This window comes from Bradyrhizobium sp. AT1 (assembly GCF_001590795.1).
Classification (GTDB): Bacteria; Pseudomonadota; Alphaproteobacteria; order Rhizobiales; family Xanthobacteraceae; genus Bradyrhizobium.
Genome location: NZ_JXDL01000001.1, coordinates 1,031,590 through 1,053,882 on the forward strand (window position 1 = coordinate 1,031,590; position 22,293 = coordinate 1,053,882).

Sequence of the window (22,293 nt, forward strand, 5' to 3'; positions counted from 1 at the left end):
CGGTGTCGGCGGCCTCTCGGGCGAGCTGCACTATACCGAGCGCGTGAACCTGCCGAAGACGCCAACCGTCGAGAGCGTCGGCCGGGCGTTTCGCGACGCCATGACATTGTTGCGCGACTGGACGCGACGCCGCCGGATCACCCTCGCCCAGATCGGCGTCTCCATTCCAGGCCTTGGCCGTTTCAGCATATCGGTCAATCCGATCATTCCCTGCGATATCGGGCGCATCAGCGGCATGTTCGGCGAGATGTTCGCCGACGTGCCGCTCGCGTTCACCAATTCGGTGGTCGCCCACGCCACCTTCCACCGCTGCCGCACCGAGAATTATCCATTCAGCGACACCCACCTGTTCGTCTTCGTCAGCCAGGGCGTTGCCGGCGCCTGGATGGATGATCCGACCGAAGCCGACAACCTTCAGCCGGTCGAGCTCGGACACATGGTGTTCGGTGCCGACGGGCCGCGTTGTCGCTGCGGCCATCATGGCTGCGTCGAGGCGTACACGTCGCTTCCCGCGCTTGCCGAGCTTCTCGGTATTGCCGAGGCCGAATTGCTCCAGCTCGGCAGCGAATGGGTGAGCACGATCCCGATCTCATCGCGCGTGCGGCAAGAGCTGCGCCGGCGCTTGTTCCGGCTCGGCCTTGCGATCGGCAACACGCTGAACGTGAAACCGTGCAGTGGCGTTGCCATCAGCGGCTGGCCGTCGCTTCTCGCCGACGAGGATCGCAACGCCGTGGTCGAGGGCATCGATGCCTGCCTGCTGGGCGGACGCAAATTGGCGCAGGTGTCCCTCGCCTTCGTGCCGCCCTCGACCGGCAACGATCCGCAGGCTGCGCTCGCCTTCGCCGCCTTTTGTCTCGCCAATCGTGGCGGCATGCCCGCGGCCTCGACGGAGGCGGCCTGACATGCGCTGAGCCTGCACGGCCCACACGCGCCGAGATTTCACACCGGGAGGAACTGCCATGCCGATCACAACAACAAGGCGTCGTCTGCTCGCTGGGTCCGTTGCCACGCTCGCACTGCCTGCATTTGCCCGCGCGCAAGGCGCGGCCAAGCCGCGCCTGACCGTGATCTCGCAATGGTCCGCAGGCAGCGACGGCGCAGCCATCACCGCGCTCGGCAAGAAGTTCGAGGAGAAAGGCGGCGTGTGGCAGCATTCGCCCGTCCCCGGCTTCACCACCGAGATGATGAACAAGCTGCGCGCGCAGATCATGGCCGGCGATCCCCCGGCCTGCTCGCAGCTCAAGGGCCCCGAGATTGCGGCCTGGTCGAAGATTGCCCCGACCGTCGATCTCGACGCCGTCGTCGCGGCCGCCGGTTACGAGAAAGTCGTCGCTCCAGACCTTGCGAAGCTGCACAAGCCGGGCGGCAAATGGATCGCGCTGCCCTTGCAGATCTACAGCACCAACATGCTGTTCCTGTCCAAACGCGCAATGGACAAGGCCAAGGCCGACAAGATCCCCGTCACCTGGGCGGAGTTCAACGACCTCGCCGAAAAAATGAAAGCGGGCGGCGTCGCCTATCCCGTCGCCAACGGCGGCACCCGCCCGGACGACGGACAGAAATTCGAGGCCGCACTCGCCGGCATCAGTCCCCTGGCCTACCGCGCCGCCATCATGAATCTCGAGAAGAAGGCTCTCGAGGGTCCCGAGATCAAGGCTGCGTTCGCGCAGGTGCGCAAGATCGCCGACTGGATGGACCCCAATGTCGGCGCCCAGCACTTCTCGACCAATTTGAAGCGCTTCATCGACGGCGACATGGGCATGATGATCATGGGCGGCTGGGCGCAAGGCGTGCTGCGCAACGCCGGCTTCAAGCTCGAGGACTTCACGATCGCGCCAGGCCCCAGCGACAACGGCAAGCCGGTGTTCCTGCTCAATGCCGACGCCTTCATCTTCTGGCAGCGCAAGGACGCGGATTTGCAAGCCGGCCAGACGCTGATGGCCCAGCTCGTCATGGATCCCGCGATTCAGACCATGTACTCGCAGATCACGGGATCGATCCCCGTGCGCACCGACGTCGATCTCTCCGGCGAAGGCTGGTCGGAAGGGCAACGAACGACCGCAAAGGCCCTGAAGGACGCCATCGCCAGCAACCAGGCCGTGCTCAGCATGGCGCACAACATGGCGCAGGAAAACGGCATGACGGCCGCGATGATCGACGTCATCACGGAGTACGTGAAAAACAAGACGATCAAGCCCGAGCAGGCGGCCACGCGCCTCGCCGAGGCCGTCGAGGGTTCGCGTTGAGCAATGCCGCCGCGATGAGACCGGGCCGGTCGGCGCTTCCCGAATGGGTGCGCCGGCTGCCCGAATATCTAATGATCTGGGTGCCGCTGCTGCTGTCCGCAGCGCACCTCATCTCGTTCTCACTGTGGACGATCTGGATCTCGTTCACTCCGTCAACCCTGGTCCCGGTTACGGGCTGGGTAGGCTTGCGCAACTATTCGGCGGTCGCGGCATCTCGGAACTGGCAGATCGCTTTCGACAATCTGCTGCTGTTCGGCATCTCTTTCGTGGTGTTGAGCGCGGCGACCGGCCTCGTCCTTGCGATCCTGCTCGATCAGCGGATTCGCGGCGAGAACGTGCTGCGATCGATCTTCCTCTATCCCCTCGCCGTGTCGTTCGTGGTCACCGGCACCGTCTGGAGCTGGCTGCTCAATCCCGGCCTCGGCATCCAGAAGCTGGTCCACGACCTCGGCTGGAGCTCGTTCAGGTTCGACTGGCTGATCGACCGCGACATGGCGATCTGGACCATCGTCATCGCCGCGATCTGGCAATCCTCGGGCTTTGCCATGGCGCTGTTCCTTGCCGGCCTCAGGTCCGTCGACGGCGACATCGTCAAGGCCGCGCAGATTGACGGCGCCGGCCCAGTCCGGATGTACCGGCGCATCATTCTGCCCTCGCTTTGGCCGATCACCATCACCGTCATCGTGATCCAGCTGCAGTTCGCGATTTCGACGTTCGATCTCGTCCGCGCGCTCACCAATGGCGGGCCGGGAATCGCGACCCAGCTGCCCGCCCTCGTCGTCTACGATTTGATGTTCCAGCGCAGCCTGCTCGGCCGCGGCGCGGCCGCGGCGGTCCTGATGCTGCTCATTCTTCTCGCGGTCCTGCTGCCCTATGCAGCGTGGCGATATCACCAGCGGCGGCGGGCGACCCATGCGTGAGCGAGGCTTCGCACCGACCCGGATCCTGATCTACCTCATCGTCCTGCTGGTCGCAGCGGCATGGCTCGCGCCATTGGCTGTTGTCGTTCTGAACTCGCTCCGCACCAACGAGGAGATCGCGCAGGGTTCGATGATCGGATGGCCGCAACATCTGGCGTGGAGCAACTACGCAGCAGCCTGGAGCGGATTCTGCGTCGCCGAGACCTGCGCCGGCATCCGGCCCTACATGCTGAACTCCGCGCTGGTCACGATCCCTGCGACGATCTTCTCGACTTTGCTCGGTGCGGTCGCGGGCTACGCGGTGTCGCTCTGGCGTTTTCGCGGCGACAACTGGATCTATGGCATCGTCACCCTTGGCCTTTTCCTGCCCCAGCAGATGCGCCTCTTGCCGTGGACCATCGTGCTGCGGGACATCGGGTTGATCAATACGCTGGCCGGTCTCGTACTGATCCACACCATCCAGGGGCTCTCCTTCACCACGCTGTTCTGCCGCAACTACTATGTCGCTATCCCCCATGAACTGATCAGGGCCGCGCGGATCGACGGCGCCGGGTTCTTCCGCATCTTCTGGCGCATCATCCTGCCGCTGTCGCCGCCCATCCTGATCGTCACCGTGATCTGGCAGTTCACGCATATCTGGAACGAGTTTCTCTATGGCGTGACGTTCACGAGCGGCCAGCAGCAGCCGGTCACGGCCGCACTCATCGCGCTATCTGCCGCGGTCGCTGATATCCCGCAGCACGGCGTGCAGAGCGCCGCTGTGATCATCGCCGCGCTCCCCACTTTGTTGATCTATGTCCTCGGCGGCAGATACTTCGTGCGAGGCCTCACCGCCGGGGCCGTGAAATGACGAGGTCATCATGGCAGCACTGAGCATTCGCACCCTGTCGAAGCGCTACGCCAATCTGGAGGTGCTGAAGGGCGTCGATCTCGATATCGAAAGCGGCGAGTTCACGGTGCTGGTCGGCCCATCCGGGTGCGGCAAGTCCACGCTGCTCAACATCGTTGCCGGGCTCGATCATCCGAGCGCGGGGACGGTCGAAATCGGCGGACGCGTGGTCAACGACATCCCGCCCAAGGACCGGGACATCGCCATGGTGTTCCAGTCCTACGCACTCTATCCGTCGATGACGGTCCGCCAGAACATCACCTTCGGCATGGAATGCCGGGGTGTCGCCAAGGCCGATCAGGAGAAGGCGGTCGCCAGCGTGGCGAAGCTGCTGCAGATCGAACCGCTGCTCGGACGCAAACCCTCGCAGCTCTCCGGCGGCCAACGCCAGCGCGTGGCGATGGGCCGCGCATTGGTGCGCGATCCCCTGCTCTTCCTGTTCGACGAGCCGCTCTCCAACCTCGACGCCAAGCTGCGGGTGGAGATGCGGATGGAGATCAAGCGCCTGCACCAGCGTATTGGCGCAACCATCGTCTACGTCACCCACGACCAGATCGAGGCAATGACGATGGCGACGCGGATCGCGGTGATGCATCGCGGCGTGGTGCAGCAATTTGCCGACCCCGATACCGTGTACCGCTATCCCGCCAACCTGTTCGTGGCGCGATTCATGGGCTCGCCGCCGATGAACACGATGCCGGCGCGGCTCGAGGCAGACGGCAACGGGCCGATGGTCGTGATCGGTGCGGGGCGGCCGGACGAGGTTCGCTTGCAGCTGCAGGGCTACGATGCGGCAGCCCCTTATCTCGGCCGCGAGGTGGTGTTCGGGATCAGGCCAGAATGCATCGCCGAGGGAGACCGCGCGTTCTCCGGCGCCGTAAGCGCGCCAATTGTCGTCACCGCGCCGGTCGAGATGGTCGAGCCCACGGGTGCCGAGACCATCGTCCTGCTGCGGCTCGGCGGCGAACCGGCGCAGGCGCGCATCTCGCCGGACGTCCGCCCCACGCCCGGCACCTCCGCCTCCTTTGCGCTCGACACCCGCCGCATCTGCCTGTTCGACCCCGAGACGGAGCGACTGATCGCATGACCAAGACGAGCTATGCCAGCCTCGCGGACCGCGTGGTGCTGATCACCGGGGGCGCCAGCGGCATCGGTGCCGCCTTCGTGCGCGCCTTCGCCGCGCAAGGCGCCCGCGTCGCGTTCCTCGATATCGACCAGGCGGCCGGCAAGGTGCTAGCCGATGAGGTCGCCGCCACGGCGGGGACCGCGCCGCTGTTCGTGCCCTGCGATCTCCTGGATATCGAGGCCCTGCGCGCCGCCATGGCGGAGGTCCAGCGATCGCTCGGTGACGCTGCGGTACTGGTCAACAATGCCGCCAACGACCAGCGCCAGGCGCTGGCGGAGGTGACGCCCGGCGAGTTCGACTGGATGATCGGCGTCAATTTCAAGCACGTCTTCTTCGCCGCGCAAGCGGTCGTGCCGCAGATGCAGGCGCACGGCGGCGGCTCGATCGTCAACATGTCCTCGATCGCCTGGATGCGTGGCGCGCCGGCGCTGCCGGTCTATGCCGGGGCAAAGGCTGCAATCGTCGGCTTCACCAATTCGCTGGCCCGGTCGGTCGGCCACGACCGCATCCGCGTCAACGCGATTGCGCCCGGCATGGTCGTCACCGAACGGCAACGCCGGCTGTGGTATCCGGACGAGAAGGTCATCGCCGAGATGCGCGCGCGCCAGGCGGTTCCGGATGCGGTGACGCCCGAGGACATCGCCAACATGGCGCTGTTCCTCGCCTCAGATGACAGCCAACGCATTACCGGACAATGTTTTCGGGTGGATGCAGGCTTGGCGTAGCGTGCGCAGCAAATCTGTGTTGGGTCCGCTTTATTTTCCGAAGCAGACGTGAAGCATACGTTGACGCAGGTCGCCCTTGGGCCAGAAGCTGACTCGCCCTTCAGGGGAGTCTTAATAGCTTGGCGAAGATCTGCATCACGCCAAGCGGAATGTCGCCGGTCACGTTGATGATCGCCCACAACCCACGAGGGGCGCGGAGAAGACTTTCAGTGTCATCCCCGGGTGCAGACAAATCGGGTACCATTCTTGGTGACGCCTGTCGCCCGACTGCCCTTCTTCTGAACGGGATAGTCGCTCCCCCGGTTGAAGCCTGAAAGATGAATGTAGGCGGTAGGGCCGCCGTCATAGGAGCCTGTCACCATGCCGGGAGCCGAGCAGGTCCAGTTCTCCGCGCGAGCGGTGCTGCTGGCGAATAGAACCAAAAACGCAGCGAGTAGTCTCATGGCTCCTCTCACTGCTTCCGGTCACGGCAAGCGATGTAACGGTCGACCTGGGCCTGTGTCCCGGCGTGCCCGGAACGCCAGCCAGCGTAGGTAATGCCCGCCTTTTTCATGCATGCCAGGGCATGCGGCGTGTTATTTTTCACTTGGGCGAGTGCAGGGCTAGTTAACAAACCAGCGGCGATGGGCAGTAGTATCGTGGTAGCGAGCTTCAGACAGTTCTTCATTATTGCCCCCCTTTAGCTGCGACCGTCGAGCGAGGGGCGCCGCATAAGCAATTACTCATTGTAACCCAACGCGGTTCGTTTGTGTCAAGGCGAAAGCTGTCGTAACCGTGGCGCATCAACCGAATGCTGCCAGGCAAAAGCCAGGCGGCTACCAATGTCCACTCCCTTCAAGACAGCGCAAAGTGGAGATTTGAAATCTGCTTAGGGTCAAAAGCCGCCGATTGCGCTCACACCACGTGACTTCCGCTCGGCCGCTGCCAGCCGACGCTCGCAATGCGCCTAGCTTGGTCTCCCGCCCTTCCGCATCGTCGCCAGCACGATGTCGGCGGCGAGCACGCTCGGCGATTTGTTGCCGGTCGACATGATCTGATCCAGCTGGGCAAAGGCCTCGACCTGTTGCCGCCGCAGCGGGGAATCCGTCAACACGTCACGGAGTGCAGGCGCCAGCTTCTCCGGCGTGCAGTCCTCCTGCAAGAACTCGGGAATGACCTCCTTGCCGATCACGAGATTGGCAAGGATCACCGAGGAGACGCGGATCGCGCGGCGCAGGATGAAGGCTTCGATGGCGCCGACGCGATAGGCCGTCACCATCGGAATGCCCGACAATGCAAGCTCCAGAGTCACCGTGCCGGATTTGGCCAGCGCCGCGCGCGCGATGCGGAACGCGGCGCGCTTCTCGTTCTCGCCAGTCACGATCCTTGGCTTGACCGGCCAGGTCGCGCTGCCCGCGCGGATTGTGGCTTCGAGATGCGGCATCGTCGGCAATATCAGCTCGAAGGCGCGCCCGTCCGCCTGCAAGCGGCCGAGCGTTGCGCCAAACACGTCGAGATGGTGCCTGACTTCGCTGCGACGGCTGCCGGGCAGCACCAGCAGCACCGGCGGCTCAGCGTTGCGGCGGGCCTGCTCGTCCGCGTTCGGCCGCAGCGACGGCAATTGCTCGATGAGGGGATGGCCGACATAGCTGCATGGCGGCCCACCGAGCTTACGGTATTCCTCCGGTTCGAACGGCAACAGGCCGAGCACATGGTCGACATAGCCGAGCATGGTCCGTGCCCGTCCCGGCCGCCACGCCCAGAGCTGCGGCGAGACGTAGTCGACCACCGGGATCGCGGAATTCTTCGCGCGCACGCGGCGAGCGACGCGATGGGTGAAATCGGGGCTGTCGATGATGACGAGCGCGTCCGGGGCGGCCTCCAGCACGGCGTCGGCCGTCTCGCGGATCAGCCGCAGGATCTTCGGCAATTGCTGCACCACTGCGGCGAAGCCGACGATCGACAGCTGCTCGATCGGAAACAGCGATTCCAGCCCTTCGCGCGCCATGGTGCGGCCGCCGACGCCTGCGAACTCGACGCCGTCGCCGAGGCGCTGGCGCAGCACCTTCATCAAAGCGCTGCCGAGCCGGTCGCCCGATTCCTCGGTGGCGATCAGGAATATCTTGCGCTTGGGATCTCGCGACTGCATCACGCCGGCAGGCCGATGACGAAGAGATATTTCGCGTCGGCGAGCGCAATCATTGCCTGAGGCTCGGCGGCGATGGTGTTGCCGGCAATGACGGCGATACCGGCGAGTCCTGCGGCGGCAACACCTTCGAGCGTGCGCGGGCCGATCGTCGGCAGGTCGAAGCGCAGATCCTGGCCGCTCTTCGGCGCTTTCACCAGCACGCCGCGGCCGGTGGCGGCGCGGATGCGGCCCTCCTCGCGCAGCCGCGCCACGCGCGCGAGGAGTGCGTCGGTGCCCTCGATGTCCTCGACCGCGACCACATGGCCGTCGATCACCACCGCGGCCTGGCCGATGTCGAACGGACCGAGCGCGGTCAGCACCGCACGGCCGCGCGCGATGTCGGTCTTGCTGTTGTCGTTCGGCCAGGCGCGGCTGATGCAGCCCTCGGGCATCAGCAGATCGGGCGCGACGTCCTTGATGCCGACCATGCGAAAGCCGCCCTGCTCGAGGATGCGGCCGACACCGGACAAGAGATGATCGTCGCCGCCGCGGAAGGCGCGGACGACGTTGCCGAGCAGGCGCAGCGTCGTGACGTCGAACCTTATTTCGGTCAACGAGGGCCGCACCAAGGTGCCGATGAAAATCAGGTCGCGACAGCCTTCTTCGCGAAACAGCCGCATCGCGCGGCCGAGCTGGCCGACCGAGATCCAGCGGTGGCGGAATTTCTCCACCCGCGCGGGATCGCAGGCCCCGCGAAGCGGAAACAGCACCGGCGTGATGCCGCGCGCCGCAAGCGAGTCCGCGACCGCGAACGGCATCGCGCCGCCGCCGGCGACGATGCCGACCGGCGAAGACGTCTCGGAAGCCGCCGATGTCATGCCCGCGGCCATCTCGACATCACTTCGCGATGGCAGGAAGACAGAGCGGGCGCTTGCCCTTGCCGATGAAGTCGAGGATCTCGGCGATCGCCGGATCCTCGCCCGCGAGCGCCCTGGATGCCTCCAGCCGTTCGGCGAAGGTGCCGGGGCCGTGGAAGAGCTTTTGGTAGAACCCGCGCACCGTCGCCAGCCGCTGCTTGGTGAATTTGCGCCGCTTCATGCCGATCAGGTTGAGACCTTCCAGCACCGCGTATTGGCCGTTGACGAGGCCAAACGGAATGATGTCGTCACGGACGCCGCAGACGCCGCCGACCATGACCTGCGGGCCGATGCGGGTAAATTGGTGGACCGCGGACAGGCCGCCGATGAAGACGAAGTCGCCGATCTCGCAATGACCGCCGAGCGTCGCCGATGTCGCGAAGATCACGTCATTGCCGACGTGGCAGTCATGACCGACATGGCTGCAGTTCATGAAGTAGCCGCGATCGCCGACGGTCGTGATGCCACCGCCGGCAACGGTGCCGGCATTCATCGTCACGGATTCGCGGATGGTGCAGCCCGAGCCGATCGTCAGCTTCGTCAGTTCTCCGCGATAGCTGAGCGACTGCGGCGGCGTGCCGAGCGAGGCGAACGGGTAGATCGTGCAATCGTCGCCGATCGTGGTCTGCGCGGTGACGTGCACATGCCCGATCAGCTTGCAATTCTTGCCGATCACGACGTTCGGGCCGATGATGCAATAGGGTCCGATCTCGGTGCCCTCGCCGATCGCGGCGCCGGCCGCGACCCGTGCGGTGGGATCAATTGTGCTCATCAAGCCAATCTTACTCGTTAGGAAGCGCTGATTATGTGTTGAAGTCGCTCAGTTTTCCGGTGGTTAGCGCGACTATGCCCGATCTGTCCAGTGACGTATCATCTCGGCGTGTTTCAAGGATCGGATGAGGCGGCCTTCCCGGTCCCTCAACACGTTCATGTGGAGCTTCAGCCCGCGTGGTCAGGACCCTGGCGTTTCTGCTCGTACAGCTCGCAGCCGCACCGATCGTGTCCGAGACGGTGGAGACCGGCGATCGCGGCACCATCGACCTCGCGACATTCGAGTGCCGCGACATCAGCCGCAGCACGGTGCTCCAGCGTGTCTGTTACGACCGCGCGCAGCACGACCTCGTCGTCGCGACGGGCGGCTTCTATGCGCGCTGTTGCGGCGTCGCGGCCGAGACGGTCGACCGCCTTCTGGGCGCCCCGTCCATGGGCCAGTTCTTCAACCGGCATATCAGGCGCGGGGCTGCCGGCGGCCGCTACGATTGCAACGCGTGAGCGTCGGCCCGAGGCGGCTCAGTCCGTCAGCATGGCGCCGACGTCGGCCTCTGCAACCACCTGCCCGTTGACCTTGGCGTCGCCGTGAAACCACCACATGGCCTTGCGGCGGCCAAGCGAGCGCATGTGGTACTCGATGGTGTCGCCGGGCAGCACGGGCTTGCGGAACTTGCACTTGTCGATGGTGAGGAAATAGACCGCCCGCGGCTTCTCCGTGCCTTCGACCGACTTGATGCCGATCACGCCCGCTGTCTGCGCCATCGCCTCGATCATCATGACGCCGGGATAGACCGGGCGCTCCGGGAAATGCCCCTGGAAGGCGGGCTCGTTGAAGGTGACGTTCTTGATGCCGATGCCGCTGTAGTCGGCGCGGATGTTGATCACGCGGTCGATCAGCAGCATCGGAAAGCGGTGCGGCAGGGTCTGGAGGATGGCATTGATATCCACCAGCTCGAACTTCACAGGTGATTCCGCCGTCATTCCCGTCCCTCGTCCTTCGCCTCGGCCTTGCTGTCGCGCACCAGACGCTCCACCGCGATGATCTCCTTGAACCACTGCTTGGTCGGTTTGGCAAAAAAGCCGCCCCAGCGTCCGCCGGGCGGGATGTCGTCCTTGACCCCGCTCATCGCCGTGACCTGGGCGCCGTCGCCGATCTTGAGGTGGTTGTTGATGCCGACCTTGGCACCCAGCGCCACGTTGTCGCCGATGGTCAGGCTGCCGGCGAGGCCGATCTGAGCCGCCAGCAGGCAATTCCGGCCGATGGTCACATTGTGGCCGATCTGGACCTGATTGTCGATTTTGGTGCCCTCCCCGATCACGGTGTCGCGCAAGGACCCGCGGTCGATGGTGGTGCCGGCTCCGACCTCCACATTGTTCTGGATCAGCACGCGGCCGGTCTGCGGCACTTTCAGGTGGCCCTCGGGACCGAAGAAGATGAAGCCGTAGCCGTCCTGGCCGATCGAGCAGCCCGGATGGATCAGCACGTCGTTGCCGATCAGGGCGCATTGGATGGCAGTACGGGCGCCGACATTGCAGTCCCGGCCGATCTTGACCCCGGGACCGATCACCGCCCCGGCGCCGACCACCGTGCCGCTGCCGATCTCGACGTCCGGGCCGATCACCGCCAATGGATCGACGACCACGCCGTCCTCGAGCCGGGCCGTGGGATCGATGATCGCGGACGGCGCGATGCCGTCATTGCCGACCCAGGATTGCGGCCTGAGCGCATCGCCATGCCATTCCCGGGCGAGCCTGACGAAGGCCCGGAAAGGCTGCGCCACCCGCAGCACGGCCACATGCGCGGGCACCTGCGCTTCGAAGCGCGGGCTGACCAGGCACGCGCCGGCCTTGGTCGCCTTGAGCTCGTCGGCATATTTCAGGTTGTCGAAGAACGCCAAATGCATCGGGCCCGCTTCGTCGAGCGAAGCGAGGCCCGTAATGACATGGCCACCCCTGCCGGGATCGACCAGCTGTGCCTGAGTCAACGCGGCAATGTCAGCCAGCGCTGAAGCAGGCGGCTTTGTGAAGAAGATCGGCTGCGCCATTCCACCCCGTCGCGGTCCGGCTTCGGCATGAAGCGGTCAGGCCGCATCATGCCCCATCTCTTGGAATGGCACGATCCCTTTCGGAAACCGGCTCCAGTGATCCGGATCGTGCCGTGCTGATCGAATTAGAACGTGGTGCCGCCGCCGAACCGGAATTCCTGCGTGCGGTCGTACTTACCCTTGCTGAGCGGCACGGCATAGTCGAAGCGCAGCGGACCGAACGGCGACTGCCAGATCAGGCCGACACCGACCGACGAGCGGATCACCTTGCTGTCGTCATACACGAGGCCGGTACAGGTTCCGGTGCTCGACGGATTGATCGTCGACGGGATACAGCCCGGCGCATTGACTTCGTTGGTCGTGGTCCAGCTGGTCGGTCCCTTGTAGTCGTAGAGACCGCCGGCATCGGCATAGACCGCGCCCTTCAGACCCACTTCCTTCGGCAGGAACCAGAACGGCATCTGCAGTTCGAGCGAAGCGCCCCAGTACTTGGTGCCGCCGAGGGCGTCCTGCGTGCCGAATGGATTCAGATCGCGCGGGCCGATGCCGTTCGGGGCAAAGCCGCGGACGAGGTTCGAACCCATCTGGAAGTGATCGAGCATGCGCAGATCGCTGCCCATCTTGTTGAGCATGCCGCTCTGCAGGCGGACAAGGCCGACGATATCGGACACCAGCGGAGTGTAGTACTTCGCGTCGACCACGGACTTCAGGTAGGAGACGTCGCCGCCGACGCCGGCGAAATCCTGGCGGAAATCGACGAGCAGACCGTCGGTGGGGTTCTTGTTGTTGTCCAGCGTGTTGTAGGTCAGCGTGTAGCCGAGCGCCGAGGTCAGGGTCTTGCCGTTGGCAAGCTCCTTGCGCACCGGCAGCGAGGCTTCGCCGTCGCTGTAGCAGCCGAGGCCGTTGGTGCCGCTCAGGTCGATGCCGTTGGCGGCGGCAAATGCCGGGCTCGGGTTGAATGCGGAGCCGGCGTTATTGTTACAGTTCGCCAGGTAGTACGGCAGCGTGATTTCCTGCTGGTAGATCGAGTAGCGCAGCTGCAGCGACAGATCTTCACGCAGGGAGAAGCCGAGGCGCGGCGAGAAGCCGAGCGTCTTGGTGCCGTAGGAGATGTAGCTGTTGGACAGCTGCTGGCGCTGATAGAGATCGAGGCCGAGCGCAACGCGGTAGTCGAGCAGATACGGCTCGACGAACGACAGCGAGTAGCCGCGTGCATACTGGCCATAGGTCACTGACGCCTTGGCGAACAGGCCGCGGCCGAGCAGATTGCGCTCGGAGATCGAGACTTCGGCCAGCGCGCCGTCGGTGGTGGAGTAACCGCCCGAGATCGAGAAGTCGCCGGTCGATTTCTCTTCCATGTCGACGACCAGGATCACGCGGTCGCTCGACGAGCCGGGCTCCGTGGTGATCTTCACGCTCTTGAAATAGTCGAGGTTCTTCAGGCGCCGCTCGGCGCGGTCGACCAGGGCGCGGTTGTAGGCATCGCCTTCCGAGATGTCGAACTCGCGGCGGATCACGTAGTCGCGCGTACGGGTGTTGCCGCGCAGGTTGATGCGCTCGATATAGGTGCGCGGGCCCTCGTCGATGTTGAACACGACGGAGACGGTGTGCGCCTCGAAATTACGGTCGCCGCCGGGACGGACCACGGCGAAGGCGTAGCCGCGGCGCGAGGCCTCGATCTGCATCTCCTCGACCGACTTCTCGACCGATTCGACGTTGTAGAGCGAGCCGGCATGGACGCGCGAATAACCGCGCATCGACGAGGGATCGAAGTTCGGAATGCTGGAGCGGAAGTCGACCGCACCGACGCGATACTGAGCGCCTTCCTCGATCTTGAAGGTGACGTTGAAGCCCTTCTTCTCCGGATCGTATTCGGTGAGCGCAGCCACCACCTGGACGTCGGCGTAACCGTTCTTGAGATAGAAACGGCGGATCAGGTCGCGGTCGGCTTCGACGCGGTCGGGATCGTAGATGTCACCGCTGGCGAGGAAGCTCAGCAGGTTCGATTCGCGCGTCTTGATGACGTCCCGGAGGCGATAGGACGAGAACGCGTTGTTGCCGACGAACTCGATCGACTTGACGCCGGTCTTGGCGCCCTCTTCGACCGTGAAGATGAGGTCGACGCGGTTGTTCGGCTGCTCGATGATCTCGGGCGTGACGCGCACGTCGTAGCGGCCGGACCGGCGATAGATTTCGGCGATTCGCAGCGTGTCGGACTGCACCATGGCGCGGGAGAAGGTGCCACGCGCCTTGGACTGGACCTCAGTGGTGAGCTGCTCGTCCTTGATCTTCTTGTTGCCCTCGAAGGCGACCCGGCCGATCACCGGGTTTTCGACCACGGAGACGATGATCTGCCCGCCGGGGCCACGGTTGATTCGGACGTCCTGGAACAGGCCGGTCTCGATCAACGCCTTGAGGCCGTCATCGACGGCGCCTTGATCCAGGCGGCCGCCCGGACCCGGCTTGAAATAGGAGCGGATGGTCTCCACCTCGACGCGGCGATTTCCTTCGACGGAAATCGACTGAACGGTCTGAGCGAGCGCAGACGAAGACACAAAAACAGCCCCGACCGGGGCAACCACCGGCGCGCCGAACATGATCAGGGTTGCGAGCAAGCCCCCCCGGAGTCGCAGTCCAAACTTCATCGCGCAACGCGCCCTTATCATTCCGTGCCAGACCCACCCCAACGCCGGTCTGGAGATTCCCCAAGTCGAGGCCGCTTGTAGCCAATTTCGCCGACGCCGCAAACGGCCGAAAGCGTCGTGATTTCAATTTCATTCCAAGACGTTGCTCAACAGCAACGCCACAAAAAAGCCTCCATCAGGATGCCGCCATCCGCAGGATGTCGTTGTAGGTCGCAAACACCATCAACATCAGCACCAGGCCCAGCCCGATTCGGAACCCCATCTCCTGGGTCCGCTCGGACAAGGGTCGGCCGCGGACCACTTCGGCCGCGTAGAACATGAGGTGGCCGCCATCGAGCAGCGGGATCGGGAACAGGTTCAACAGACCGATCGACACCGACAGCACCGCGCACAAATTGATCACGAACTGGAACCCGGCGCTGGCCGCCTGCCCCGACATCTTCGCGATTCCCAGGACGCCGCTGACCTCGTTGGGATTGCCGTTTCCGGCGAACAGCGAGCCCAGGAACTTGAAGGTGCTGGTGATGATGAACCAGACCTGCTCGACCCCGATCTTGAGCGCCTCGCCGACGCCCACCGGTGCGGTCGAGGCCTCGCCGGCCTGGGATTTGTGCTCGACGCCGAGCACACCGAGACGATGGCTGTTGCCGAACGGATCCTTGCGCTCGAGCAGCGCCGGGGTTGCCGTCAGCAATACGATGCTACCGTCCCGCTTCACCTGGAAGGCAAGCGCCGAACCCGCATTCATCGCAACGATTCGCTGCATGTCGGCAAAGCTCTCGATCGGCTTGCCGTCGATCTGGACGACGACATCCCCGATCTTGAAGCCGGCCGCGGCCGCGGCGCCATCGGCGACGACGCCGTCAACCCGCGCGATCGTGCTGGGCTTGCCGTAGTACAGCGCCATGCCGGCGAAGATCAGCGCGCCCAGGATGAAATTGGCGATCGGCCCGGCGGCGACGATGGCGGCGCGGGGGCCGACTTTCTTGTGGTGGAAGCTGCCGGCGCGCTCCTCGGCCGTCATGGCCGCGAGCGTCTGGGCCGACGGAGTCGAAGCCTCGCTCTCGTCGCCGAAGAACTTGACGTAGCCGCCGAGTGGGATCGCCGAGATCTTCCAGCGGGTGCCGTGGCGGTCATTGAAACCGACCAGCTCAGGTCCGAAACCGAGCGAGAAAGTTAACACACGAACGCCCGCCCAGCGCGCGACCAGAAAGTGGCCGAGCTCATGGAAGAACACGACGATCGTCAGGACGAACAGGAAGGGAACCGCGTAGCCGAGGAGCCCATGGCTCAACGTATTGAAACTATGGACGAAAAAGTCGATCATCGATTTCCCTCATCCAGCGCCGCAAGGCCCTGGCCGCGAACCATCTAGGATGCCTTTAAGGCAATTTGAGGCAATAGGGCGGCAGCTTTATTTCGAGCAACATGGTCAACAGAGATTGCATCGTCGGCGGACGTCAGGGGCGCCTGGTTCCCGCTGCGGATCCAGTCGTCGAGTGTCGCCTCCACCAGCCGGGCGATCGCGCCGAACCGGATCTTGCCGGCGATGAACGCGGCGACCGCAACCTCGTTGGCCGCGTTGTAGACGGTGGTCGCCCCCTTCCCGGTCCGGAGCGAATCGAAAGCCAGGCGCAGCCCCGGGAAGCGCTCGAAATCCGGCGCCTCGAAGGTCAGCTGGCCGATCTTGGCGAGGTCCAGCTTGGCCGCCGGCCCCTTGATGCGATCGGGCCAGCCGAGGCAGTGCGCGATTGGGGTTCGCATGTCGGGCGCGCCGAGCTGGGCCATCACCGACCGGTCGGAGAACTCGACCATGCCGTGGATGATCGACTGCGGATGGACGAGGACGTCGATCTCGTCGGGCGAGAGCGCGAACAGATAGGACGCCTCGATCACCTCGAGCCCCTTGTTCATCATCGAGGCCGAATCGATCGTGATCTTCTGACCCATGCTCCAGTTCGGATGCTTCAGAGCCTGTTCGAGCGTGGCTTGCTCGATATCGGCGGGCTTCCAGGTGCGGAACGGGCCGCCCGACGCCGTGATGATGACGCGGACGAGCTCATCGCGATTGCCTGAAGCGAGCGCCTGGAACAGCGCATTGTGCTCGGAATCGGCCGGCAGGATGCAGGCGCCGGCCTTGGCCGCACGCTGCATGAAGAAATCACCGGCGCAAACCAGGCATTCCTTGTTGGCGAGCGCGACATGCGCGCCGCGATCGACCGCCGCCAGCGCCGGCTTCAATCCGGCCGCGCCGCTCACGGCCGCCATCACCCAATCGGCAGGACGCGCGCCGGCTTCGATCACCGCGCTTTCGCCGGCACCGCATTCGGTGCTGGTGCCCGCCAGCGCGGACTTGAGCTCGGCGAGCTTGGAGGTGTCGGCGACCGCGACGTAACGCGCGGAAAATTCCTTCGCGAGCTTCGCCAGCGCCGCGACGTTGCTGTTCGCCGTCAGCGCCTCGACCCGGTAGCGCTCGGGCGAGGCCCGCAGCAGATCCATCGTGCTGTCGCCGATCGAGCCGGTGGCGCCGAGAACCGTGACGCTGCGGACGGTGGACGCCGCAGCCTTGTTATTACGCAATGGGACCGCGCTCATATCCTCACCAAACCATAAGACCGCTTCCGGCGCTATGCACACCATGGCGGAGAAAGCCGATAATCCAAGCCGCCAGGATGGCAGCGACAAAACCGTCCAGGCGGTCCATAAGCCCACCATGGCCGGGAATTAAGTGACTGGAATCCTTGACGCCGAAGCGCCGCTTCACCGCGGATTCGAACAGATCGCCCAACGCCGACACCACCGAGAGGATGGCGCTGACGAGCAGCAATGGCGCCATCTTTCCGAGCCCGCAAGCCGCAAAGCCGACCGCAACCAGAAGGCTTGCGACAAAGCCGCCGACAGCGCCCGCCCAGGTCTTCTTCGGGCTCACGCGCGGCCAGAGCTTCGGTCCGCCGATGCTGCGGCCGGCGAAATAGCCGCCGATATCGGTCGCCCACACCACCAGCAGCACGAACATCAGCGCGGAGAAGCCGTTGACGAGATCCTTCCGCAGCAGGATCGAGGCGAGCAGCGCCGCCGCCGCATACGCGAATCCGGTCGCGGCCCAAATGAACTTGCCGCGCGCCATCAGCGTCACGATCGCGCCGCCGATGAGGCCGACGACGACGGAGGTCTTGAGCCCGCCAAAAGCGACGGCGGCCCCCATCATCGCGATGACCACCGTCCCTGCCCCGGTCAGCGCGGCCGATCCCGCGCCCACCACCGTCAGCCATTCCGCGAGCAGGCCGATCGAGACAAGGGTGACGAGCAACACCCACAGCCAGCCGCCGACATAAGCGATCGCAATGGTCAGCGGCGCCAGCACCAGCGCTGCGAGGACTCGCATCACGAGATTGCTCAGGGCTGGCTTTGCGCCGGCCGGTGCGGAATCGTGTTCGCTCACGAGGCGGTTTTCGCGACCAGACCGCCGAAACGGCGCTCGCGCCTGGCGAATTCGGCGATCGCGCTTTCCAGCGCCGCCTTGTCGAAATCGGGCCAGTGGATCGGCACGAACACGAGCTCACTATAGGCGGCCTGCCACATCAGGAAATTGGACAGGCGCTGCTCGCCGCTGGTGCGGATGATAAGATCGGGATCTGGAATGTCGGGCGCATCGAGATGCGCGCCGAGGGTCTCGGCGTCGATCGTGGCAGGATCGCGCTTGCCCTCCGCGACCTCGCGGGCGAGCTTCTGCGCCGCTTTCGCGATTTCCTGCCGCGAGCCGTAATTGAAGGCGACGACGAGCGTGAGGCGCGTGTTGTCGCGGGTCAGTTCCTCGGCCTCGTTGAGCAGCGCGCAGATGTCGCCCTCGAGCCCCTCGCGCTCTCCGATGATGCGGACCTTGACGCCGTCGCGATGTAGGCTCGCCAGGTCGTTGCGGATGAAACGGCGGAGCAGACCGAAGAGATCGCCGATCTCGCTCGCCGGACGCGACCAGTTCTCCGACGAAAAGGAGAAGATGGTGAGATAGCGGATGCCGAGCTCGTGCGAGGCACGTACGACGCGGCGCAGCGCCTCGACGCCGCGGCGATGCCCCTCGGCGCGCGGCAGACCGCGCGCGGCCGCCCAACGCCCGTTGCCATCCATGATGATGGCGACATGCGCGGGCGCCTCGGACCGATCGGGTCCTTCCGTTGCGGGCGCGGCGGCGTTGGACATCGGAGGCGGCCTTAAACGGTGAGGATTTCTTTTTCCTTGGCGGCCAGCAACTGGTCGATCTCGGCGATGGTTCCGTCGGTTGCCTTCTGCACCTCGTCGGCGTGACGCTTCTGGTCGTCCTCCGACATCTCGTGATTCTTCTCGAGCTTCTTGAGGACGTCGAGACCGTCGCGGCGGACGTGACGCGCGGCGACCTTGGCGGCTTCCGCGTATTTGTGCGCGACCTTGACCAGTTCCTTGCGCCGCTCCTCGTTGAGCTCGGGGATGCGCAGGCGCAGCACCTGGCCTTCGGTCGCGGGCGACAGGCCGAGATTGGAATCAACGATCGCCTTCTCCACCGCCTTGACCATCGACTTGTCCCAGACCTGCACAGAAATCAGGCGCGGCTCCGGCACGCTGACAGTGGCAAGCTGGTTGAGCGGCATGTGGCTGCCGTAGGCGTCGACCTGCACCGGATCGAGCATCGAGGCGGACGCGCGCCCCGTCCGCAGGCCGCCGAGCTCGTGCTTGAGCGAGGCGATGGCGCCCTGCATGCGGCGCTTCACTTCGTTGAGGTCGAAATTACCCGTGGGCATCACGTTTCTCCTTCAAAATCCCGGCGACCGCCCGCCGCCCTTCCCGAAGGGCGCACCAGATGAGCCGTCAGCCGGCGACGATGGTTCCGTGGCCGACGCCGCGCAGAATCGCGCCGATCGACCCCGGCTCCGCGATCGAGAATACGATGATAGGCAGCGACGTCTCGCGGGCAAGCGCGAAGGCGGTCGCATCCATCACCTTGTAGCCGCCCTCGATCGCCTGCGAATGGGTCAGCCGGTCGAACCGCGTCGCGGACGGATCCTTCTTCGGATCGGCCGAGTAGACGCCGTCGACATTGGTCGCCTTCAGCACCGCCTGGGCGCCGATTTCGGCGGCGCGCAGCACCGCGGTCGTGTCGGTGGTGAAGAACGGATTGCCGGTGCCGCCGCCGAGCACCACGATGCGGCCCTCGGCGAGGTATTTGTGCGCCGCAGTGCGGGTGAACAGCTCGGAAATCTCGGGCATGACGAAGGCCGAAAGCGTGCGCGCCGGCGCACCCTTCCGCTCGATCGCGGCTTCCAGCGCCAGGCAGTTCATCATGGTGGCGAGCATGCCCATGGTGTCGCCGGTCGGGCGTGACACGCCGCGGGCCGAGACCTCGACGCCGCGCACGATATTGCCGCCGCCGATCACGACCGCGACCTCGCATCCGAGCTTGCGGGCGGCGATCAGATCGTCCGCAACCCGGTCGACAGTCGGCTGATCGATGCCAAAGCCTTGCTGTCCCGCGAGATATTCGCCGGACAGCTTGATCACGACGCGACGATAGACCGGATCAGTCATGAGCACTTTCCTTCTCCGGGCGCCGCTTCCGGCGGCACGCCGGAAGGAGGTGTTCCGGCGCTTACTTCTTGCCGCTGGCCGCGGCGACCTCGGCTGCGAAGTCGCTTTCCTGCTTCTCGATTCCCTCACCGAGAGCATAGCGCACAAAGCCCGCGATCTTCACAGCGCCGCCGACCTTGCCCTCGGCCTCCTTCACCGCCTGCGCCACCGACTTGCCAGTGTCGTGGATGAAGGCCTGCTCGAGCAGGCAGACTTCCTTGTAGTAGGTCTTGAGGCCGGACTCGACGATCTTCTCGATCACGTTCTCGGGCTTGCCCTGCTGGCGATATTTGTCGGCGAGCACGTCCTTCTCGCGCTTGACGACCGCCGGATCGAGGCCGGACGGATCGAGCGCCAGCGGGTTGGCGGCGGCGACATGCATCGCGATCTGGCGGCCGAGGCTGGCGAGCTCATCGGCCTTGCCGGGCGATTCCAGCGCCACGATCACGCCCATCTTGCCGGCGCCGTCGACGACTGCACCGTGGACGTAGTGCGCCACAACGCCCTGGCTCACTTCGAGCGAAGCGGCGCGGCGCAGCGTCATGTTCTCGCCGATGGTGGCGATCGCGTCGTTGATCGCAGCTTCGACCGTGACGTCACCGACCTTGGCGGCCTTGATCTTCTCGACGTCGGCGCCGACGTCGAACGCGACCTGAGCGATCATCTTGACCAGGCCCTGGAACTGACCGTTGCGCGCGACGAAGTCGGTCTCGGAGTTGACCTCGACCACGACGCCCTTGTTGCCCTTGGTGAGCGCGCCGATCAGACCCTCGGCCGCAACGCGGCCCGACTTCTTGGCGGCCTTGGACAGGCCCTTCTTGCGCAGCCAATCCTGCGCCGCTTCCATGTTACCGTCGTTTTCGGTCAGCGCGGCCTTGCAGTCCATCATGCCCGCGCCGGTCGACTCGCGCAGGTCCTTGACCATCGCAGCTGTGATCGTTGCCATCGTTGAAAATCCTTTGTGCCTGCTGGTTCGCCGCGGCGTGGCATCGAAGCGCCCCGCCGCGGTCCATCTCAGGGATTCGCGTCAACTGAAATGGTGGCCGGATCACTCCGGCCAACCCATCGCTCTTTTTGACTTATTCCGCTTCCGCGGTCAGCGCCTTGGCCTTGGCCACCCAGGCGTCCGCACGGCTCGGCAAACCGACTTCTTCGCCGATCTTGTGCGCGGTGTCGTGATCGAGCTCGGCGAGCTGCCAGAAGTGGAAGATGCCGAGGTCGTTGAACTTCTTCTCGATCGCACCCGACACGCCCGGGAGCTTCTTGAGGTCATCGGCGGTGCCGCGCGGGCCTGCAAGGCCCTGGAAGCCGCTCGACGAGGCCGCCGGCAGTTCTTCAGCGAGCGGACGAGCCGACGCGCCGACGTCGATGCCCGAATCGCCCTGGGCCCGGGAGATGCCGTCGATCGCAGCGCGCGCGATCAGGTCGCAATAGAGCGCGATCGCACGGCCGGCGTCGTCGTTGCCCGGCACCACATAGGTGATGCCCTTGGGGTCCGAATTGGTGTCGACGATCGCGGCGACCGGGATGTTGAGGCGCTGGGCCTCCTGGATCGCGATGTCTTCCTTGTTGGTGTCGATCACGAAGATCAGGTCGGGCAGACCGCCCATGTCCTTGATGCCGCCGAGCGAGCGGTCGAGCTTGTCGCGCTCGCGCTGAAGCGTCAGGCGCTCCTTCTTGGTGTAGGAGGAGGCATCGCCCCCCGCCAGCACGTCGTCGAGATGACGCAGGCGCTTGATCGAGGCCGAGATCGTCTTCCAGTTGGTCAGCGTGCCGCCGAGCCAGCGCGAATTGACGAAATACTGCGCGCAGCGCTTGGCAGCGTCCGCGACGCCGTCCTGCGCCTGGCGCTTGGTGCCGACGAACAGGATGCGGCCGCCCTTGGCGACGGTGTCGCTGACCGCCTGCAAGGCGGTGTGCAGCATCGGCACGGTTTGCGCGAGGTCGACGATGTGGATGTTGTTGCGGGCGCCGAAAATGAACGGAGCCATTTTCGGATTCCAGCGGTGAGACTGGTGACCAAAGTGCACGCCAGCTTCAAGCAGCTGACGCATGGTGAAATCGGGTAGCGCCATCGTTCTAATTCTCCGGTTGGTTCCTCCGGAAGCGTGTGAGCAAAACGGAGCGTTGTCGCCCCGGCTGCCACCGGACGGCCTTGTGAGCCATGCTTCCGTGTGAGATGCGGCGCTATATAGCGCCATTTCGGCCAGAAGCAAGGAAATAAGGGCCTTTCGGAGGCGGTTTTCGCCCGCTCAAGCCCCTATCCCGTAATGCCCGGCGCCCGACCGGGACCCGGCTAGCATTTGG

General features: G+C 64.9%; 21 protein-coding genes. 7 read left to right on the top strand and 14 right to left on the bottom strand.

All coding sequences use genetic code 11. From position 1 onward, the window contains the following. From SE92_RS04845 to SE92_RS04870, 6 genes are all read left to right on the top strand, one after another. Positions 1-901 (top strand): ROK family protein (locus tag SE92_RS04845; RefSeq protein WP_063194713.1); only part of this gene is annotated, 901 nt, incomplete at its 5' end. 58 nt (positions 902-959) lie between these two features. Next, positions 960-2,246 (top strand): ABC transporter substrate-binding protein, encoded by a 1,287-nt coding sequence (locus tag SE92_RS04850; protein ID WP_063194714.1) that lies wholly within the window; start codon positions 960-962, stop codon positions 2,244-2,246. Positions 2,247-2,260: 14 nt separating this feature from the next. Next, positions 2,261-3,166, top strand: coding sequence for a carbohydrate ABC transporter permease (locus SE92_RS04855; protein ID WP_157095127.1), 906 nt, complete (start codon positions 2,261-2,263; stop codon positions 3,164-3,166). Beyond that, a complete protein-coding gene (locus SE92_RS04860) occupies positions 3,159-4,016 on the top strand; it encodes a carbohydrate ABC transporter permease (RefSeq protein WP_063194716.1) in 858 nt (285 codons plus the stop codon). Before SE92_RS04855 ends, SE92_RS04860 begins: the two co-directional genes overlap by 8 nt. 10 nt (positions 4,017-4,026) lie before the next feature. Beyond that, positions 4,027-5,142: an ABC transporter ATP-binding protein gene (locus tag SE92_RS04865; protein ID WP_063194717.1), complete on the top strand. Its 1,116-nt coding sequence runs from the start codon at positions 4,027-4,029 to the stop codon at positions 5,140-5,142. Next, the gene (locus SE92_RS04870) at positions 5,139-5,906 is read left to right on the top strand and encodes an SDR family NAD(P)-dependent oxidoreductase (RefSeq protein WP_063194718.1); all 768 of its coding nucleotides are present in this window, start codon (positions 5,139-5,141) and stop codon (positions 5,904-5,906) included. The genes SE92_RS04865 and SE92_RS04870 overlap by 4 nt, the downstream gene beginning before the upstream one ends. Positions 5,907-6,852: 946 nt before the next feature. On the opposite strand, the gene lpxB is transcribed toward SE92_RS04870, so the two are convergent. From lpxB to lpxA, 3 genes are read right to left on the bottom strand one after another with little or no spacing between them, the layout of a single operon-like run. After that, the gene (gene lpxB / locus SE92_RS04875; RefSeq protein WP_157095130.1) at positions 6,853-8,037 is read right to left on the bottom strand and encodes a lipid-A-disaccharide synthase; all 1,185 of its coding nucleotides are present in this window, start codon (positions 8,035-8,037) and stop codon (positions 6,853-6,855) included. After that, on the bottom strand, positions 8,034-8,891 hold the full coding sequence (locus SE92_RS04880; RefSeq protein ID WP_063203354.1) for an LpxI family protein: 858 nt from the start codon (positions 8,889-8,891) through the stop codon (positions 8,034-8,036). The genes lpxB and SE92_RS04880 overlap by 4 nt, the downstream gene beginning before the upstream one ends. A gap of 19 nt (positions 8,892-8,910) precedes the next feature. Then, on the bottom strand, positions 8,911-9,702 hold the full coding sequence (gene lpxA, locus SE92_RS04885; RefSeq protein WP_063194720.1) for an acyl-ACP--UDP-N-acetylglucosamine O-acyltransferase: 792 nt from the start codon (positions 9,700-9,702) through the stop codon (positions 8,911-8,913). A 176-nt stretch (positions 9,703-9,878) separates the two neighbouring features. Here lpxA and SE92_RS04890 point away from each other — a divergent pair, with 176 nt between their 5' ends. Continuing rightward, positions 9,879-10,202, top strand: a complete 324-nt coding sequence (locus tag SE92_RS04890; protein WP_063194721.1) for a KTSC domain-containing protein — start codon at positions 9,879-9,881, stop codon at positions 10,200-10,202. Positions 10,203-10,220: 18 nt separating this feature from the next. Here SE92_RS04890 and fabZ read toward each other — a convergent pair whose 3' ends face one another. The 11 genes from fabZ to SE92_RS04945 form a co-directional block, all read right to left on the bottom strand. Then, positions 10,221-10,682 (bottom strand): 3-hydroxyacyl-ACP dehydratase FabZ, encoded by a 462-nt coding sequence (gene fabZ / locus SE92_RS04895; RefSeq protein ID WP_024341283.1) that lies wholly within the window; start codon positions 10,680-10,682, stop codon positions 10,221-10,223. Next, entirely contained in the window at positions 10,679-11,746 is a 1,068-nt protein-coding gene (gene lpxD, locus SE92_RS04900) for a UDP-3-O-(3-hydroxymyristoyl)glucosamine N-acyltransferase (protein WP_063194722.1), read from the bottom strand. Before lpxD ends, fabZ begins: the two co-directional genes overlap by 4 nt. A 125-nt stretch (positions 11,747-11,871) precedes the next feature. Continuing rightward, the gene (gene bamA / locus SE92_RS04905; RefSeq protein ID WP_063194723.1) at positions 11,872-14,391 is read right to left on the bottom strand and encodes an outer membrane protein assembly factor BamA; all 2,520 of its coding nucleotides are present in this window, start codon (positions 14,389-14,391) and stop codon (positions 11,872-11,874) included. Between the two features lie 175 nt (positions 14,392-14,566). Next, the gene (gene rseP, locus SE92_RS04910) at positions 14,567-15,718 is read right to left on the bottom strand and encodes an RIP metalloprotease RseP (protein WP_063194724.1); all 1,152 of its coding nucleotides are present in this window, start codon (positions 15,716-15,718) and stop codon (positions 14,567-14,569) included. Between the two features lie 44 nt (positions 15,719-15,762). Further along, complete coding sequence (gene dxr / locus SE92_RS04915; protein ID WP_063194725.1) at positions 15,763-16,986, bottom strand: 1-deoxy-D-xylulose-5-phosphate reductoisomerase; 1,224 nt, start codon at positions 16,984-16,986, stop codon at positions 15,763-15,765. A 4-nt stretch (positions 16,987-16,990) separates the two neighbouring features. Further along, positions 16,991-17,833, bottom strand: coding sequence for a phosphatidate cytidylyltransferase (locus SE92_RS04920; RefSeq protein WP_157095133.1), 843 nt, complete (start codon positions 17,831-17,833; stop codon positions 16,991-16,993). Beyond that, positions 17,830-18,588, bottom strand: a complete 759-nt coding sequence (locus SE92_RS04925; protein WP_063194726.1) for an isoprenyl transferase — start codon at positions 18,586-18,588, stop codon at positions 17,830-17,832. Before SE92_RS04925 ends, SE92_RS04920 begins: the two co-directional genes overlap by 4 nt. Positions 18,589-18,599: 11 nt before the next feature. Beyond that, complete coding sequence (gene frr, locus SE92_RS04930; RefSeq protein WP_063194727.1) at positions 18,600-19,163, bottom strand: ribosome recycling factor; 564 nt, start codon at positions 19,161-19,163, stop codon at positions 18,600-18,602. Positions 19,164-19,230: 67 nt separating this feature from the next. Continuing rightward, complete coding sequence (gene pyrH, locus SE92_RS04935; RefSeq protein WP_063194728.1) at positions 19,231-19,947, bottom strand: UMP kinase; 717 nt, start codon at positions 19,945-19,947, stop codon at positions 19,231-19,233. Between the two features lie 61 nt (positions 19,948-20,008). Beyond that, positions 20,009-20,932, bottom strand: coding sequence for a translation elongation factor Ts (tsf, locus tag SE92_RS04940; RefSeq protein WP_063194729.1), 924 nt, complete (start codon positions 20,930-20,932; stop codon positions 20,009-20,011). A 133-nt stretch (positions 20,933-21,065) separates the two neighbouring features. After that, complete coding sequence (locus tag SE92_RS04945; protein WP_063194730.1) at positions 21,066-22,061, bottom strand: 30S ribosomal protein S2; 996 nt, start codon at positions 22,059-22,061, stop codon at positions 21,066-21,068. Between the last annotated feature and the right edge of the window lie 232 nt (positions 22,062-22,293).